This is a genomic window from Candidatus Arthromitus sp. SFB-rat-Yit (assembly GCF_000283555.1).
Classification (GTDB): domain Bacteria; phylum Bacillota; class Clostridia; order Clostridiales; family Clostridiaceae; genus Dwaynesavagella.
On sequence record NC_016012.1, the window covers coordinates 748,954 to 767,089 of the forward strand.

The window sequence follows — 18,136 nt, forward strand, 5'->3', positions numbered from 1 at the left end:
ACAAAATGTGAATGAATAAATCTATGATAAACAATATTTCTTCATTGCTTGAAGATGTTCGTAAGGATATTGCCTATCTTCAGGAACGAGAAGATAATGAAGTCCGCCAAGCAGTAACTGATAGAAGACAAGTTATTACACAGTACATAGAAAGTATGTTGGGTGAGTCACTTAATAATCATATTAGTGCTAATAAGCTTGATGATGCTGAATGGCTTGGTGTAATATACCACATTGTCGACTATTTGGCTGAACCATTCGAGCCTACCAATGCAATTGATCGTGAATTTTGGAGCTTTCTTAAATATATTTGGCAAAACACTGAGGAGACACTCGTTAAAAAGATGAAAGAAGTATTGAACACTTGGGAAAAAACGCCGAATGGCAAGGCGTTATACTGTGGTTTTGTGGAGTATTTTGAAAAATATCCACTTTGGGGAACATTTTCCCCTGAACAAGGTGATTTTGATACGTTTGAGCGACGTGCAGCAGTACTCAAACGCCACAGTTATGACTTTTTGTGGCTATTCCGACGTTTAAATGATTATCTTTCCAAATCCACATTAATGGCAATTTTATTCAATTGGGCTGTTCTAGATATTGTGTACCCACAAAAGGTAAAGTCGATTTTTAAGGATTATTGGGAGCCAGATATATTCTCAAATAATGTCGATGATGTACTTGTAGATGTTGGGGCATATGTTGGCGATTCTATTGCAGAGTATTTAAATATGTATGGAACCAAATACAAGCGAATTTATGCTTATGATATTTCACCTGATATTTGCGATACCATGAGGGCAAATATAGAAAAATGGAATCTTCATGATGTAATTATCTGTAACAAAGGGACAGGTTCACATACAAGTGAAATGTTTTTGAATCGCTCAATCAATGACGCCTCTGCAAACCAATTAACATCAGACGAAAACAGTGGACAACGCATCAAGGTAGTTGCATTAGATAAAGATCTTCCTGAACCGGTTACCTTTTTGAAAATGGACATCGAAGGTGCTGAATACGACACCCTATTAGGATGTAAAAATATTATTTCTAGACAGTCACCCCCCCCCCCCGCCAAAACTTGCAATTTGTGTTTATCACGGGTATGATGACCTCTGGCGTATTCCATCATTGATCGATAACATGAATCCGAACTATGAAATGTATTTGAGACACTACGGTGGTAATTTGATTCCAACAGAATTTGTGTTACTTTGTCGTCCACGAAAAAACTGATTCCTAAAAATATCTAAAACTTTTAATATTTTTATAATTTTATCGATCTGCAATACTAATATTATTAAACCTTGCAGATCGATTATTTGTTGTATTATAAATTAATGTTTAAATGATTAAGTCCCACGATTATATCGGATATTTTCATATATTTAAAATTAAAATTTTCGTCTACTTTTTTAAATTGATCTATTTCGTAGAAATAATTTTTAAATTCATTTTTGCCAAAAATATATCGACACCTACTGAAATCATACGAAATTTCATTTATGTAATTATCCAAAATATTTTTCTTTAGTTGATCCTGTGAAAATTTTATATATGTAAGATTATCATGATTCATATCTATATCAAAAGATTTATTGATTTTTATTTCTTCCAAGTCATTAATAATACTATAATTAAATTTCATACTACCATTATTTAAATAACTATCATTTATTAAACAATAAAACATAAAACTGTACCTGACTTTCTAAAAATAAATAATGCTAATATTATATTCATATTTTTTTTATTTATTATTGTAAATTTTAACACGCTTGTTATTTAATTTAAGAAAAATTTATGGGGAAGATAGTAAATAAAAGAAACTAATCCATCTATCTTATATAAAAAGGCATAGTCGTAATAACGACTATGCCGATATTTTATAAATTTATTTTTCAATTCCACCTACTTCGATTTCATAAATTCTAACAGCAGAGTCTGAACCTTGCGTTGGTTTTGTAGCTGTTACTCTTACATATCTTGCAAAAATTGCTTTAAATGTATCTACTGTATTAGAATTAGAATTTTTCTTAACATTAACAACTTCAGTAAAATTAGTTCCATCTTCACTAACTTCTATAGTGTAATCTGATGTATTCATGGAATCACTTTCTCCACCAGCCTCAGCATGAGCCATTTTAACTTCACTAACAAGAGCTACATTGCCAAGATCAACTGTTATACTGTGAGGAGGTGTTCCAGTAGCACACCATTTTGTATCTAGCTTTCCATCAAAAGCAAAGTTTGGAGCTTCATTTGCATTAACAAAGCTTGATGCTTCTGCATTCTTTGAATTAGATAAATTTTTGAAGTTATCTGCATCTTTTGTTACAGTTATATACTCTTCTAGTACTTTTACATTTTCTCCAGAAGAATTTTTAGCTTTTAATGAAACTTTGTACGTTCCCTCATTTTCATATTTTACTTTTGGTGAAAGATCAGTGCTAGTTTGGATATTTGCTCCTTCAAATATCCATTCTAAATTTTCAGTAACTTTTGAACTTAAACTTGTAAATGTTATTTCTTCACCTGGTGAAACGAGTGTTTTTGAAGCTGTAAAATCTGCCTTAGGTATACTATTATTTGGCCACTCTATTTTAGTTCTAATACCTTTTCCTCTAGACAAATCATTGTTTACAGCTACAACTTCTAAAGTTGTGGTGTTTGAATTATTATCTCTTGGTAATGCATTTATAAAGTAATTTTCATTAATTGAGGCACCTAAAAATGTTAAAGACTCATCCTCATTTACTTTATAAATTTCATACTGCTTAACATCTTTTTTATTTGATGCATTAAATGAAAGTCTAACTCCTGCATATAGATCTTCTTCTTCAAATACAACATCATCAACATTTACTGATGTAATATCTAAAACGTTTACTTTTTTAGAATCTGTTATGCTTATATTTCCAAAATTAATGTTTATATTATTACTATCTTTATCGCTTAAAATTTTATAAGATATCGAACGTATAGTTTTTCCAGAAAATTTTGATACATCGAAACCAACTTTTACCCACTCACTGGAAACATTTTTATTTCCTTTAATTTCTTCAGAACTTCCATCATCAAAATCAAGAACTAAACTTACTGAAACATCAGAAGTAGAAGAAAGAGTAGTTGTAAATTGAGTATCATTTTCTATCTTTAAATCTGAGCTAAATAATTTTATTTCAGTAGGAGTATTTGCTTTTATATTACCTGATAATTTTATTGAATTTCCTCCATAATAGGCTTTAGAATAATCTATTGAAGCTTTAAAAGTATTTCCTTCTCCATTATTTATAATCCATCTATAAGTTGGCATAATATCAGCAAGACTTCGATTGTTCCAATCCATTGATGAAACTTTTTCACCATTTATAAAATAGTTATATCCATTACCTATATTAAAGTTTGTTGTGAATGGTAATGAATTAACTACTGTTTTTTCAACAGCATAATTAGACATTCCTACAAATCCAGTATTTTCGGTAGTTGTTCTTGGATCTCCGACATCATTAACCCATAAACGATTTTCTTTAACCATAAATTCATCTAAGTTATTAGAAGAAAAGAAGGTCCAGCTTGGACAATATATACCTAATGAAGTATAAGGTGAATTTTTATCATCAGTTAAAAGATCCCAGCGTATTTGAGTGTTTGTACCATTTGCTTGTATGTCTATACCAGCGTATAAATCGTATGGATTAAGTCCAAGAGAGGTTGCTCTTAGATTAGATGCTTTTAAAAGTTCTTGTTCAGCCAAACGATTTGTTGTCCACCAAAAGTTTAAAAACATACTATCAGCAACTTTTTCCTTGTTTGAATCGATAAGGAAATAATCATTTTTCTCAGTTAATGCGTTTTGCCAGTCCATCTCTCCATCTTTTGTTAGAGAATCATACCACATAATTTCATAGTCAGATTTTTTATTAAACTCTCGTATAAATTCCTGCATAAGTTCAGCGTGAGCTTTTGTGATTTTTGCACCTTCTTTTGCTGTTTCAGTTTGATCTATGAAATCATTTTGTTTAATAGTAAGACCTGTTTCTTGATTTATAAACCATCCATCAAATCCTAAAACTTCGCAAACTTCAATTAGTTTATCAATCATTGGGAAATTTCCATTTTCGTCCTTTGTCAAAAATTGATCAACCCACTCAGCTTTTCCACCATGTTCTGTTGTTGGAAAGAATACAGTTCCTAAAACAGGAACTCCATTTTTATGAGCTGAGTTAATAACGTCTGCACTTGGGGGAACTATTATTCCTTCACCTGAAGATCCCCCCCAATAAACTAACTTATCTATATATTGCCAATAAGAAAACGTATTGGAGGCAAATTTGTTTAATCCTTGTGGGGAATTTCCACTTGTGCTTTCATTCATTATAGATAAGGCAACAATTTTAAAATCTTTATTTTGATTATTGTTTACTGTCTGAAGATTTTCTTTAGCAACTCGTGTAGCTAAAGGGATAGTAGATTTATTAAAATTAATATTTTTATCTGTTGTTGAATCCCAATTTAGTAGTTCTTCAGGAAACCAAAAAGGAGCTATTGGCATATTAGACATTTTTAATTTTTCTGCTTCTTCCGCCTCTCCAGTTACTCTATAATTTGCCTTTGAAATATTATTTGTACTTATGTTTGCATTTTTATTACTGCAAGCTATAAAAGCAATAGCCAAAAACATTGATATAGCAATAATCTTTTTTAATTTTCCTCTAATCATTGTTACCATTACCTCCAAAAATTTTAATAATTAAATATTTATTTAGATTCTGTTATGGCAAGTGCAATAGCACCTAAAACCCCAATCTTTGATCCTAAATTAGATTTCATTATCTTGCAATTTCTAAATATTGGCCCCAAGCATCTTTTTTCCATTTCGTTTCTGATGATATTAAACATCAAATCACCACTTTCACTAATTCCACCACCTATTATTATTAAATCTGGATCTAGTATATTGGTATAATTTGACACTGCTACACCTAAATAACTCATAGCTGTTTCAATTATTTCTAAAGAAACTTTATCACCTTTATTTGCTTCAATAAATAATTCTTTTGATGTTACATTTTCATAATTTTTTAATGAAGTTTCAACTCTACTTGATACGGCATCTCTTGCTATTTTCATCATAGCAGTACCAGATGACATAGCTTCAACACAGCCAATGTTACCACAACCACATCTTCTACCATGAATAGCTACTGTTGTATGTCCGATTTCTAGTGCGTTTGAAGTGCTTCCTCGATATATTTTTCCATCTAAAATAGCACCTCCTCCTATTCCTGTGCTAACTGTAATATAAAGCATATTATTTGTTCCTTTTCCAGAACCAAATGTGTATTCAGCTAAAGTAGCAACATTTGCATCATTATCTAAATAAACATCTATATTGAATTCATTAAATAATGTACTAACTATAGGGAAATTAAGAAATGGCAAATTAGCAGGTTCAGCAATTAATCCATTTTTAATATCTAATGGACCTGGAGAGCCTATACCTATTGCTTTTATTTTAGATTTATCTACATCTTTCATAACGTAGTTAATACTATCTTTTATTTTTTGTACTATTTGTTCTTCTCCCTTTTCTGCTTCTGTCTTTAATATTATTTCATTAATAAATTTTCCATTTTTATCGCATAAAGCAGTGTAAATTTTTGTTCCTCCCAAATCAACGCCAATATACAAATTACTCATTTTGACCTCCTTAAAAAATTGTATTTTGTTCAACTTCATCAAACAAATGAATTTTACTAATATCCATTACAAATTTGATTTTGTCATTAGAAATATTTATATTGTCAGATGTATTTGTTCGAATAACCATATTTCTACTTCCAGCTTTTGCATAAATATAAGTTTCAGCTCCAAGATTTTCCGTAATATCTATATCAAGCTCAAAAATTGTATTAGAATTTTTTTGAATATTTTCTTCTTTACAACTAATATTTTCAGGTCTAATTCCAACTATAACTTTAGTGTTAGATTTATTTGTATTTTTTAAAATATTTGATTTATCCTGTGGCAATAGGATTTCTTTATCTAAAACTTTAAGTATAACATCATTACCTTTTTCATAAGTTTCACCATATAAAATGTTCATTTGAGGGCTTCCAATGAAACTAGCAACAAATAAATTTGCAGGATGATCATATATACGTTTTGGTGTATCAACCTGTTGTATAATCCCATTATTCATTACAACTATTCTAGTACCAAGTGTCATAGCTTCTGTTTGATCATGAGTAACATAAATAAAAGTTGTTTTTAATTGATTATATAATTTTGCAATTTCTGTTCTCATTTGAACTCTTAATTTTGCATCTAGATTAGATAGAGGTTCATCCATTAAAAAAACTTTAGGGTGTCTAACTATGGCACGACCCATAGCAACTCTTTGTCTTTGACCTCCTGATAAAGCTTTTGGCTTTCTATCTAGTAGGTGTTCTATATCTAAAATTTTAGCAGCTTCACGAACTTTTTTATCGATTTCATTCTTTGGAATTTTTCTGAGTTTAAGTGCAAAAGCCATATTTCCGTAAACTGTCATATGAGGATATAAAGCATAATTTTGGAATACCATTGCAATATCTCTATCTTTAGGAGCTATATCATTTACTAAAACATTGTCTATGTATAACTCACCTCCAGAAATTTCTTCAAGGCCAGCAATCATTCTTAAAGTAGTTGATTTACCACATCCTGAAGGGCCTACAAATACTATAAATTCTCTATCTTCTATTTCTAAATTAAAATTATTTACAGCTTTATATCCATTTTCATAAATTTTATCTATATTTTTCAACAATAATCCTGCCATAATAATCATCTCCCTAAAATTTAAATATTTATTTTAAAAAATCCAGATTTTGTTTGAAAATCGTAGGATTAATTTTCTCACACATTTTCTGAAGATTTTTATCCATTGCAAGTTTATAACCAATTAAATCAGAGTTATATTTTCTTACAATTAAAATTTTTTCTGTTAATTTTTGTGTTGTAGTTCCACTTAATGTTAAATTAATAATTTTCACTTTTTTATTTGTATGTAGGTCTGAAGTTTTAACTTCAATTACTTCCTTAATATTTATATTAGCTACTATTTTTCTACGTTTTTTATTAAATATCTTTGATACAACTAATTCGTTTTCAGTCAACTCGTACTCAAATTCTATAAATTTGTTACGTGCAACTATTGAAACTATAACGTAAACAAAAAAAGTTAACATTGCTATAATTTTTCCAAGAAAAATCAAATTAAGTAATGTGAGAACTAATAGTGCTTGTTTTGCTGATTCGACTTTCTTTCTCTTAAAATCATAATCTTTGGTTAGAAACTGTTCGTAGAAAATATCCACATTCTCACTTCTTTCATTTAAAGTATAATAAAAGGAGATATAAATTCAATAAAATGAATAAATATCTCCCCTTTCAAAATATTAATCTTTAATTTTTATTAGCTTTCCACTGATTAATTTGTGATTGCATCTCATTAATTACTTTATCAATTCCTTGTTCTTTTAGTTTAGTATTCAACTTAGTTAAATACTCATCAACATCAACAGAACCACTATATAAAGTTGATTTAAATTCTTCAAGTACATTGTTAATAGCTGCAAGTTCACTAGATACTTTAGAAGCATCAAACTTGAATCCTAATGCTGGAGATACGTTAGCATTATCGTTAAACTCTTTAAATTCTTGCCATTTTGTATCAGGCTCGCTATCCAACGTATAAGTTATAAACATATTTCCTAATCCAAAATAAGGAATTTCATATCTACGTTGATCTTGATTAAGAAGTTTAATGCTATTTTCAGATACCTTTTCATAATGAACACCATCTATACCATAGTTAAGAAGATTTCTTAAAGTTTTATCTGTATTCAATAATGTTAAAAATTCAAATGCCTTTTCTTTATTCTTAGAATTTTGAGATATTGCTATTAATGCTCCAGTTGATGATGCATTTGTAATTAATGTATTTACTATTGGAGATGCTACAACATCATATTTTAAATCTTTTGACCATATTTGTTCGGCATAAGGCTGACCATCACCTTTAGTTACAAGTCTTTTAACTGATTTATCATCTTGAGCTGTTGCTGAATCAGCATTTATATATCCAAGTTGATAATATCTTCTTAGAGTTTCTAAAGATTTTTTCATTTCAGCTGTTTCAAACATGTTCCTGATTGTAAGGGTTTGATCATCTGATAAAATACCAACTGGATCTACCAATTGATCAAAAAATACAGTATAGGAGAATCCTTTAGTTATATATAATGGAACAACTCCAGGTTCATTTTCTTTAATAACTTTTAACCATGGCTCCAAATCTTCTAAAGAATGGAGAGTTTGATAAGGTATATTATATTTATCTACATATTCTTTTGTAAACACCCACATAGGTGCTACTCCTAATTCTTTTTGATTAGGAACTCCATATATCTTACCATCTATAGATGCCCCATCCCAAAATCTTTGATCAATTGTTTTATATAATAGACTTCCAGACTCAGTGTTTAGCATGTTATCTAATTCCAAAAATGCACCTTTTCGAGAATTACCTAAATAATCACCTGCCCATGAACAAGTAAATGCTAAATCATAATTTTCACCAGAGTTTATAATAACAGACATTTTTTGAGTATAATCACCAAAATCTATAAACTTCATGTTTAAATTTACATTTATTTTTTCTTCTAAGTATTTATTAACTTCTGTGATAACTTGCTTATAGTCTTTAGGTTCAATACCTATCGTATACCAAGTTAATTCAGTAATTTTTTGACCATTCGATCCAACTTTATTCGAATTGTTTCCGCAACTTGTGAAGAAAGTTAATGTCATTATAAAGAATAATGCTACTGATATTGAAGTTATAAATTTCTTGGTTTTAATACCTCTTATTAATTTCATTTATATTTACTCCTTTCAGTAAGATTAGAAAGAGTTTAAATAACGTTTACACACAAATTATATCACGAAAATTAATTATCCTTATAGTGTACTTTTTATATATTTAGTTAAAAAAATTCTATTATAATTTTACCTTAAATGTTTTAATTTCAAATGGCTTTATTTCAAATTCAAAAGTATCTTTATTTGGAACAATTGTTTCCAAATTGTTTTCTAGTAAATCACATTCATATACATCTTTTATATTTTTTGCAAGCTTTAAAGACGCATTAGTTCGTTTATTGTGGAATTCATATAATCTAATTATCAAGTGTTCTGAATCTTCTGCTTTTTTGATTACTTCAATTATTATATTTTCTTTATTTACCTTAGCTAAGCTTAAATTAATATCTAGCTCTCCATCGTGAGGATCACATACTTTTGCAAATAATTTTGTATTTAAATTATGTGCAAGTTGAACAGTTTTAGATTCTTTCCATGTTTTATCATGTGAATATATTGAATATGTGAAAAAATGTTCTTCTTTATCAGCATCTGGATTAGGATCACATGTTGATTTTAATAGTGTAAGTCTAATATTTCCATTTTTAATATCATGTCCATATTTAGAATCATTTAATAAAGACACCCCAAAATCACCTTCAGATAAATCAGCCCATTTATGTCCACAAACTTCAAACGCTGCAAGTTCCCATGAAGTATTATTGTGTGTAGGTCTAGTTACATTTCCATATTGTATTTCATAAGTAGCTTCTTTTGTATTGATATCAACAGGGAATAAAACTTTTACAAGCACATCACTTTCTTTCCAATCAACATAAGTTTCAAAGTCTATTCTTTCGATATCATTATAAATGTGAACGTTTTGAATAATAGTTGAATCTAAGAACTTTCTTTTAATCTTAAGAGTGCTTCTAACAGGTCCATTTTCTGTGATTTCAATATTTTGAACATCGTCAATTAACCACATTTTTTCTTTATAATAAATATCTATATCCCAGTTATCAAAACACATTGGTTTATCTTCAAAAGCTTGAAGTTGATTTCCAATACATCCATCTTTAAGTATCTCTCTATTTTGTAGTTTATTTATAAGTGAAATTATTTGTCCCTTATCATCAAATTTAATTTTAAAGAATTTATTTTCAGCCAAATCATTTGTAAGAGTAAGATCTGTTTTAATTTTTACATCGCTTGCTTCAACAATTTTAAATGTTTTATATCCGTTAGCAGGTATATTTTTACCAAAGAATATGGCCTTGGAATCACCTATTAGTTGACAAACAACTTTATCTCCATTTTCATCAATTAATAATGGATGTTTTATGTTATTCGGAACATCGAATTCTACAATATCATCTCTATCAAATCCTAAAGTATTAAATACAATGACACTTTGATCTTTTAAATTTACTTTATCTGAAATATCGTTAATTGTATTATCAATTGATTTATTAACTTTATCAAGCAATTCTCTATATTCAATTTGAGTTACATCATAAACATCTTTTATAGATGATCCTGGAATTATATCATGGAATTGATTTAATAATATTGTCTCCCACGAATTATTTATTTCTTGTTGATCATAGTTTCCACCTAAAATCATGGATAGTGAACTAAGTTTTTCTAGAGACAAATAAAGATTTTCACATTTTCTATTATCTCTCTTATTTCTAGCCATAGATGTGTATGTTCCTCTATGATACTCAAGATACAATTCACCAACCCATTTTGGCAATTTTTTATGTTTTGAAATTTTATTTTCTAAGTTTTCAAAGAAATCTAAAGAAGTACCCATTTTAACTCGAGGAGCTCCTGGTATTCCCCTAGAGAGCCTTCTTCCGTTTTCTAGCATCTCAAGAGTAGCGCCACCGCCACCGTCTCCCCATCCAAATGAAATCAAAACATCGTTTGTTAGATTTTTATTTTGGAATCTTCTCCAACTTCCCATGATAGCATCTGGTTGAATATGTCCATTATAGGTAGTGAAAAATGAATCTCTATTTTGACCTGGACCTGACGTAGTTATAAAATAAGTGAGAATTTCACTTCCGTCTATTCCTTGCCACATAAACGTATCATTAGGAATTTTGTTAAACTGATTCCATGAAATTTTAGTTGTCATAAAATATTTAATTCCAGATTTTTTTAGAATTTGTGGAATTGCTGCAGAGTATCCAAACACATCAGGAAGCCACAAAATTTTATTATCAACTCCAAATTCTTCCTTAAAGAATCTTTTTCCATGAACAATTTGTCGTACTAACGATTCTCCAGAAGTTACGTTACAATCTGATTCAACCCACATAGCACCTTCTGGTTCCCAAACTCCTTGTTTAATCTTATCTTTAACTTTTTCATACACCTTAGGATGATCTTCTTTAAGCATTTTATATAATTGAGGTTGGGATGACATAAATACATACTCTGGATATTCTTCCATCAATTTAAGTACTGTTGAAAAACTTCTAGCAACCTTTTCTCTTGTTTGAGCTACTGTCCATAACCAAGCTACATCTATGTGAGTATGACCAACACAAGTTGCTATAACATCTTCATGACCGCATAACTCTCCATAAAATTTATCTTCTAAAAATTCATTAGTTTTCTTTATGCTTTCATTATATTCTTTTGAATAAGGTTTTCTTAAATCAATAATATTTATAGCATCATTTAATACTGTTATCATATCAATTCTGTTTTTATCTTCTTTGTCAAGTTCTTTACAAACATCAATAGGTACTTTTAAGTTCCAGTAAAGTTCTCTTGCATTCATATCGATAACAACAAATTTTCCGTTTAATGTTGCTTTTTTATCTGAAAGCATACCTGCATATGCATGCAAATCAATATCATATTTTTCTCCAGCTACAGCATTATGAGTTAATATAATTTCTCTATGATTTATATCAACTCCTTGAATATGCTCACCATTAATATAAATTATAAATTGTGGATTCGTAGCATCCCAACCTTCGTCAAAAGTTGAGAGATTTAAAGCGATTGTTTGCCCATTAAAATTTTCTGGAACAGTAACACTGAATTTAAACCATCCATGACAATCTCGTCCTCCCCACAAATCTCCACTTTTAAACTCTACCCATTTATCTTCACTGACTTCTTTTATCAAATCAATATTGTGGTAATTTCCATCAACATACATAAAAGTATCAATATTAATTATATTCTTATATATATGTTTTTGAATTTCTCTACAAATTTTATCAATTCTTTCTAATAAATAAGTCATTTTAAACAATCTCCTCTTTTATTACTCTTTTACGGCTCCAACAGTGAGTCCGCTTACAAAATATTTTTGAAAAAATGGATACGCACATATTACTGGCAATGTTGATATTACAACAATAGCCATTTTTATTGTATCTTTTGGTAATTTTGACGCTTGTTCAACGGCAGTTATACCAAGACTAGAGGAATTATTAGTTAAAAACTCTATAGATTTTTCTAATTTTACAAGCAAATATTGAAGTGGCATCAAACTATTATTATCTATATAAAGCATGGCATTAAACCAATCATTCCAAAAACCTAAAGTTAAAAATAATGCTATTGTTGTTATTGCTGGAAGTGATATTGGTAAAACTATCTTTAAAAATAAGAACCATTCAGATGCTCCATCAATTTTTGCAGATTCAATGATTGCATCTGGAACAGTGGTTTTAAAGAATGTTCTTAGAATTATAATATGGAAAGAACTAACGCAAAGAGGTAAAATAAGTGCTAGCAAATTATTTTTCAACCCCAAAAATCTAGTAACAACTAAATATGATGCTACCATACCTCCTGAAAACAACATAGGTATAAATATAAGCTTTGTGAAAAAATTCCTGTAAGCAAAATTTTTGCGTGATAAAGCATATGCATATGTTGTCATTATTACTAACCCAAGAAAAGTACCTGTTACTGTAACAAGTATCGTAATTCCATACGCATTTAAAATATTGCTTCCTGATGTAAAAATATATTTGTAAGCATCAAGACTCCATTCAGAAGGCCAAAATTGATAACCATTTAATTGAAGTGATTGTTCACTCGTAAATGAAATAATAACAACAAATATAAATGGAATGATACACAGTGCGGATAATATTATAAATAACAAATTGAACGTAAAATTAGTTTTTCGAGATATAGCATTAAATTTCATAACCTTTTCTTCTGGCTGTGGTGCCTTTTTATTTTTTGATACTCTACTCATAAATCCAATCACCTCTTTTATTAAAAGAATGCATTTTCTTTATCAACCTTTCTAACTATTCCATTTGTAACTAAAATAAGAATTAGTCCAACAAAAGATTGGTATAAAGCGGCAGCAGAACTCATACCGATATCCCCTAGGTTAATAAGTCCTCTGTAGACATAAGTATCAATAACATTTGTAACAGAATATAATGCTCCAGAATCTTTTGGAAGTTGATAAAACAATCCAAAATCAGCTCTAAATATTCCACCAACAGCTGTTATGAACATAATTATTAAAACAGGTTTTAATAAAGGTAAAGTAATATACTTTATTTGTTGAAATTTGTTTGCACCATCTATCATAGCAGCTTCAAAATACGATTTATCTATACCACAAATAGAAGCTAAATAAACAACTGTTCCATAACCAACACCTTTCCACTGACTCATAAAGATAATTATAAAAACCCAATATTTCGGTTCTGTATACCAAGATATCCGATCTCCACCTAAAGAAGTAATTATACTGTTTAAATATCCTTTATCTGGACTCAAAAAAGTATATAAACAATAACTTACTACTACCCAAGACAGAAAGTATGGAAGAAACATTGCGCTCTGATAAAATTTTGATAACTTTTTATTTAATAGTTCTTTTAAAAGAATTGCAAGTGTTACAGGAACAACTATACCTAAAATTATAAAAGCCATATTGTAAAGAATGGTATTCTTTGTAATGAGCCATGCATCACTGCTTCCAAATAAAAATTTAAAATTCTGTAATCCAACCCATTCACTTTTAATTAAACTCTCTAAAAATCCTCCATGAATTCTCCAATTTTTAAAAGCTAAAATTATACCGAACATAGGTAAATACGCAAAAACCAAGAACCAAAGTGTACCCGGAATTGTAAGAAATAAAAGCTCTTTATTCTCTCTGAAAGTTTTAAGTTTAGATTTCTTTTTAACTTTATTAGAATTCTTAACCCTAGACAAACAACTCAACCCCTTCATATATATTTGTGTATATCTTTTAACCGAACAATTAAACTATAACATATAACAATCATTGCTTTGAGTTTAAAAATTTTAGATTTAGTGAACAAATTAAGGATTCAAAAAAAGTCTTTATATTTTTATAAAATAAATATAAAGACTTTAATTTTAATATTTTTTCATATTTCTCAAAGTTGATGGACATACACCAAAATACTTTTTAAATTTTCTATAAAAATAACTTGTATCTATATATCCAACAGATTTTGCAATATCATTAATCTTCATATTTGTATTTAATATGAGATCCTTTGCTTTGTTATTTTTTATCTTGTTTAAATATTCAGAAAATGAAACACCAACTTCTTTAGTAAATATTTGTCCTAAATAAGAACTATTTATATTGTATTTTTGTGCAAGTGTTTTCAAACTTAACTCCTCATTGTAATTTTTATTTATAACATTAATAACTTGTCTAATTATAGGGCTGTAACAAATATCAGCATTAACCATAAGATTAATAAGTTCTCTAAGTTCATATATAACAAATTTTTTGATATTTTCTTTGTTGTTCTCATTACAAAGTTCCAATATTATATTGCTTAAACTATCATCTTCATATTTATCATTTATTTTTTCAAGTTTAAATTCTTCAAGTATGTTATGTATTAAAAATATGATTTTTATGCAAAAATCGTAAATATTTTTAGGTGTTAGTTCATTATTATCAAAAATATCTTCAATATAATTTTTAAGTTCGTAAAAATTGCGTTTTATTATCAATTTGTTTATAGTCTCAAGTTCTTTTGTAAATGTAATGGTATTATTAACATACTTTAATGAGTGCCTATCCAAGCATATATTTTTCCCCTCTGTAAGCATGTATTTATTTAAAGCCATAGCTATATTATAAGTAAATTCAATTTCATCAATGCTATCTGTTAAATCACCTATTGATATAAAAATATCTTGTTTAAGAGTTCCTATTATTTTGTTTTTAAGTTTTTCATAGAAATTCTTTACCTTTGAATATTTAATGTCTTTTTCCCACGAATTTATTAAAATTATCTGCCCATCATATCTATGTAAAATTTCATATCCTTCTATGAAGATTTCTTTAAATATAGCTTCTATAAAAATAGTTAAATCATTTTTGTTCTTATTTATAAATGTTATGATTGCAACTGTGTAGTTTCTATTTTCAAGAGGAAAACCTAAATAATTTTTTATTTTTACCAATTCTTTTTTATAAATATTTCCATTTATATATTGAAAAAGAATTCTATTTTTAGTTAATATCTTGTTTTCAATATCCCTATCATTATTTATATCTATAATTATTTTCTCTAAGGTAAGCTTAAGTTCAGTTTTATCTATAGGTTTTAAAATATAATTATCAGCACCGTATTTCAAAGCTTCTTTTACATAAGAAAATTTATCGTATCCACTGATGATAACAAATCTTGTTTTATTGTTAATAGATTTAATATGTTTAAGTAATTCAAGTCCATTTAAATATGGTATATTGATATCACTAATAATGATATCAACTGGATCTTCTATAAATTTTTTAATAGCATCATTTCTGTTATTCGATATTTTTGTGATTTTAAGTCCAAGCTCATTCCAATTTAATATCTCTATTAAATCTTTAATTATTAAATTTTCATCATAAACCAACATAACTTTATTCATAATAAATCTACACACCTTTACATGGTATTTTATACTAATAATTTTTACCATTATCATTTGTCATTAGAGATACACTATATCTTTAATCAACTTTTGATAGAATACTTTTTTCTCAAGTCCAATTATATCCATTAAACTATTATTATATATTTTATTTTGAATTTTATTATTTATTAATAAGTAATATGGGATAAATTAATTTTTAATGGACTTATTATATAATTTCAATTAAATTATACAGTAATGTTTGAAAATGTAAACCTTTTAAATTATATTATTATTAGTTTAATAGAAAACTTTTTGGAGGCGATGTATGTTAAACGAAATTTTTAATTTTGAAAAATTATTTGATACTTTTAATTATGTATTTTGGTTTTTCATACTTAATCTTCTATTTTGGATATTTAATATTCCAATTATACTATTTTTTGTATTTATAGGAATCGGTGGAATAACCACATATTTTCCATTATTTTTAGTATGTTTATTGCCAACTGCTCCAATGTTTACAGTGATACTATATTGTGTAAATAAAATTTATAAGAATAAAACTATTTCTCTAGTAGCTGATTTTATAAGGGGAGTTAAATTAAATTTTGTGCAAGCATTAGTTATGTGGGCGATTGAACTGATAATTATATTTATTCTTTATTCAAATATTAAATTTTTCACAATTATATTTAAAAGTTTAATATTAAATGGAATATTTGTGGGTATTTTAATTTTACTTGCTATTATCACACCGTTTTTATTTTTAATCATTAGTAGATTCTCAATGAAAAATATTGAAGTGTTAAGACTTAGTTTTACTTTAACATTTACAAGGCCTATTTTAACTATAACAAATATACTTCTAATACTTGTGTTTTTGATTTTATTTGAAATTAATAGTGCAATTTTATTATTTGTTTCATCTATATTTGCTTTTTGTTTAGTTTTTGTAAATAGGACTGTATTCAAAGAACTTGAAGATATATCAAAAAGAAATAATGAGTAAGAAAGGATGTTTATTGTGAGTACAAAACAAAATTTAAATACATTAAAAGATGTTATTAAAAAAATAGCAACCGACTTATATAACAATATTCATAATGAAAAACTTAAAAAAATGTTTTACAACTGTTTTATAAATACTATTGAAACCACGATGAGTTTCGAAGAAAATGACACATTTGTAATTACTGGAGATATTCCAGCGATGTGGCTTAGAGATTCAACTTCTCAAGTAGAACATTATTTGCCTTTTATAAAAAAGTATCCTGAACTAAAAGATATATTTGTTGGATTAATTAATAGGCAGGTTAAATGTATTTTAATTGATCCTTATGCAAATGCATTCAACAAGGAGCCAAATGGAAACAAATGGGATAATGATATCACTGAAGATAGTCCTTGGGTGTGGGAAAGAAAATATGAAATAGATTCACTTTGCTTTCCAATAAGACTTATGTATAAATATTGGAAGGAATCATCTGATTCTAGTTTCTTTAACGACGATATTTTAAAAGTTTTTAAAATGATAATTGATCTTTGGAAAACTGAGCAATATCATTTCGAGAAATCAAAATATAGTTTCCAAAGATTGAACTGTGCTGAAAGTGATACTTTGTCTAATAATGGACTTGGAAATCCTGTTACTTATACTGGTATGACTTGGTCAGGATTTAGACCTAGTGATGATTCTTGTAAATATGGATATCTTGTTCCATCCAATATGTTTTGTGTTGTTGTGCTATCTTATATAGCAGAGATAGCTTCTGAAATTTATTTTGATAACGATTTGAGTGAGATCGCTCTTACTCTTAGAGATGAAATTGAGAATGGTATAAATAAGTTTGCAATTATTGAACATGAAAATTTCGGGAAAATATACGCGTATGAAGTTGATGGATTTGGAAATTTTAATTTGATGGATGATGCAAATGTTCCAAGTTTACTTTCTATACCATACATTGGATATAAAAATTTTAATGATGAAATTTACCAAAATACAAGAAATTTTATTTTAAGTAAAAACAATCCTTATTATTACGAAGGATCTTTTGCATCAGGAATTGGAAGCCCTCATACTCCAGAAAATTATATATGGCACATAGCTTTATGTATACAAGGAATTACGAGCGAGAATAAAGATGAGATTGAAAAATTAATAAATATACTTGTCGATTGTGATGGCGACACTAATTATATGCATGAAGGATTTAATAAAGATAATCCAAAAGAATTTACTCGTGATTGGTTTGCTTGGGCAAATTCACTTTTTGCAGATTTTATCTATAAAAAACTAATAAAAGAGCAATCATAATTA

The 18,136-nt window shown here is 28.0% G+C and carries 13 protein-coding genes; 3 read left to right on the plus strand and 10 right to left on the minus strand.

Annotation, left to right across the window (positions count from 1 at the left end; genetic code table 11):
- Window positions 1-11: 11 nt before the first annotated feature.
- The gene (locus tag RATSFB_RS03515) at window positions 12-1,112 is read left to right on the plus strand and encodes an FkbM family methyltransferase (protein ID WP_014094672.1); all 1,101 of its coding nucleotides are present in this window, start codon (window positions 12-14) and stop codon (window positions 1,110-1,112) included.
- A gap of 221 nt (window positions 1,113-1,333) precedes the next feature.
- Here RATSFB_RS03515 and RATSFB_RS03520 read toward each other — a convergent pair whose 3' ends face one another.
- The 10 genes from RATSFB_RS03520 to RATSFB_RS03565 form a co-directional block, all read right to left on the minus strand.
- Window positions 1,334-1,696, minus strand: a complete 363-nt coding sequence (locus tag RATSFB_RS03520; RefSeq protein WP_014094673.1) for a hypothetical protein — start codon at window positions 1,694-1,696, stop codon at window positions 1,334-1,336.
- A 201-nt stretch (window positions 1,697-1,897) separates the two neighbouring features.
- On the minus strand, window positions 1,898-4,726 hold the full coding sequence (locus RATSFB_RS03525; protein WP_014094674.1) for an endo-beta-N-acetylglucosaminidase: 2,829 nt from the start codon (window positions 4,724-4,726) through the stop codon (window positions 1,898-1,900).
- Between the two features lie 38 nt (window positions 4,727-4,764).
- Window positions 4,765-5,706 (minus strand): ROK family protein, encoded by a 942-nt coding sequence (locus RATSFB_RS03530; protein ID WP_014094675.1) that lies wholly within the window; start codon window positions 5,704-5,706, stop codon window positions 4,765-4,767.
- A 10-nt stretch (window positions 5,707-5,716) separates the two neighbouring features.
- Window positions 5,717-6,829 carry an ABC transporter ATP-binding protein gene (locus RATSFB_RS03535; protein ID WP_014094676.1) on the minus strand — a complete coding sequence of 371 codons (1,113 nt, stop codon included), beginning with the start codon at window positions 6,827-6,829 and terminating at the stop codon, window positions 5,717-5,719.
- A gap of 28 nt (window positions 6,830-6,857) precedes the next feature.
- Window positions 6,858-7,367 (minus strand): hypothetical protein, encoded by a 510-nt coding sequence (locus RATSFB_RS03540; protein WP_014094677.1) that lies wholly within the window; start codon window positions 7,365-7,367, stop codon window positions 6,858-6,860.
- An 88-nt stretch (window positions 7,368-7,455) separates the two neighbouring features.
- Window positions 7,456-8,931 carry an ABC transporter substrate-binding protein gene (locus RATSFB_RS03545; protein ID WP_014094678.1) on the minus strand — a complete coding sequence of 492 codons (1,476 nt, stop codon included), beginning with the start codon at window positions 8,929-8,931 and terminating at the stop codon, window positions 7,456-7,458.
- A 121-nt stretch (window positions 8,932-9,052) separates the two neighbouring features.
- Complete coding sequence (locus RATSFB_RS03550) at window positions 9,053-12,184, minus strand: alpha-mannosidase (RefSeq protein ID WP_014094679.1); 3,132 nt, start codon at window positions 12,182-12,184, stop codon at window positions 9,053-9,055.
- Between the two features lie 21 nt (window positions 12,185-12,205).
- Window positions 12,206-13,153, minus strand: coding sequence for a carbohydrate ABC transporter permease (locus RATSFB_RS03555; RefSeq protein WP_014094680.1), 948 nt, complete (start codon window positions 13,151-13,153; stop codon window positions 12,206-12,208).
- 20 nt (window positions 13,154-13,173) lie between these two features.
- Window positions 13,174-14,133 (minus strand): ABC transporter permease, encoded by a 960-nt coding sequence (locus RATSFB_RS03560; RefSeq protein WP_014094681.1) that lies wholly within the window; start codon window positions 14,131-14,133, stop codon window positions 13,174-13,176.
- Between the two features lie 168 nt (window positions 14,134-14,301).
- Window positions 14,302-15,828, minus strand: a complete 1,527-nt coding sequence (locus RATSFB_RS03565; RefSeq protein ID WP_014094682.1) for a response regulator transcription factor — start codon at window positions 15,826-15,828, stop codon at window positions 14,302-14,304.
- Window positions 15,829-16,141: 313 nt separating this feature from the next.
- Here RATSFB_RS03565 and RATSFB_RS03570 point away from each other — a divergent pair, with 313 nt between their 5' ends.
- Both RATSFB_RS03570 and RATSFB_RS03575 read left to right on the plus strand, forming a co-directional pair.
- A complete protein-coding gene (locus tag RATSFB_RS03570; RefSeq protein ID WP_014094683.1) occupies window positions 16,142-16,825 on the plus strand; it encodes a DUF624 domain-containing protein in 684 nt (227 codons plus the stop codon).
- A gap of 6 nt (window positions 16,826-16,831) precedes the next feature.
- Entirely contained in the window at window positions 16,832-18,133 is a 1,302-nt protein-coding gene (locus RATSFB_RS03575; RefSeq protein ID WP_014094684.1) for a glycoside hydrolase family 125 protein, read from the plus strand.
- Window positions 18,134-18,136 lie beyond the last annotated feature (3 nt).

What these genes read in the sequence shown, in the direction of transcription:
- RATSFB_RS03515 (WP_014094672.1), top strand. Translation starts at nt 12, where the DNA reads ATGAATAAATCTATGATAAACAATATTTCTTCATTGCTTGAAGATGTT.
- RATSFB_RS03520 (WP_014094673.1), bottom strand. Translation starts at nt 1,696, where the DNA reads ATGTTTTATTGTTTAATAAATGATAGTTATTTAAATAATGGTAGTATG.
- RATSFB_RS03525 (WP_014094674.1), bottom strand. Translation starts at nt 4,726, where the DNA reads ATGATTAGAGGAAAATTAAAAAAGATTATTGCTATATCAATGTTTTTG.
- RATSFB_RS03530 (WP_014094675.1), bottom strand. Translation starts at nt 5,706, where the DNA reads ATGAGTAATTTGTATATTGGCGTTGATTTGGGAGGAACAAAAATTTAC.
- RATSFB_RS03535 (WP_014094676.1), bottom strand. Translation starts at nt 6,829, where the DNA reads ATGGCAGGATTATTGTTGAAAAATATAGATAAAATTTATGAAAATGGA.
- RATSFB_RS03545 (WP_014094678.1), bottom strand. Translation starts at nt 8,931, where the DNA reads ATGAAATTAATAAGAGGTATTAAAACCAAGAAATTTATAACTTCAATA.
- RATSFB_RS03550 (WP_014094679.1), bottom strand. Translation starts at nt 12,184, where the DNA reads ATGACTTATTTATTAGAAAGAATTGATAAAATTTGTAGAGAAATTCAA.
- RATSFB_RS03555 (WP_014094680.1), bottom strand. Translation starts at nt 13,153, where the DNA reads ATGAGTAGAGTATCAAAAAATAAAAAGGCACCACAGCCAGAAGAAAAG.
- RATSFB_RS03565 (WP_014094682.1), bottom strand. Translation starts at nt 15,828, where the DNA reads ATGAATAAAGTTATGTTGGTTTATGATGAAAATTTAATAATTAAAGAT.
- RATSFB_RS03570 (WP_014094683.1), top strand. Translation starts at nt 16,142, where the DNA reads ATGTTAAACGAAATTTTTAATTTTGAAAAATTATTTGATACTTTTAAT.
- RATSFB_RS03575 (WP_014094684.1), top strand. Translation starts at nt 16,832, where the DNA reads ATGTTTATTGTGAGTACAAAACAAAATTTAAATACATTAAAAGATGTT.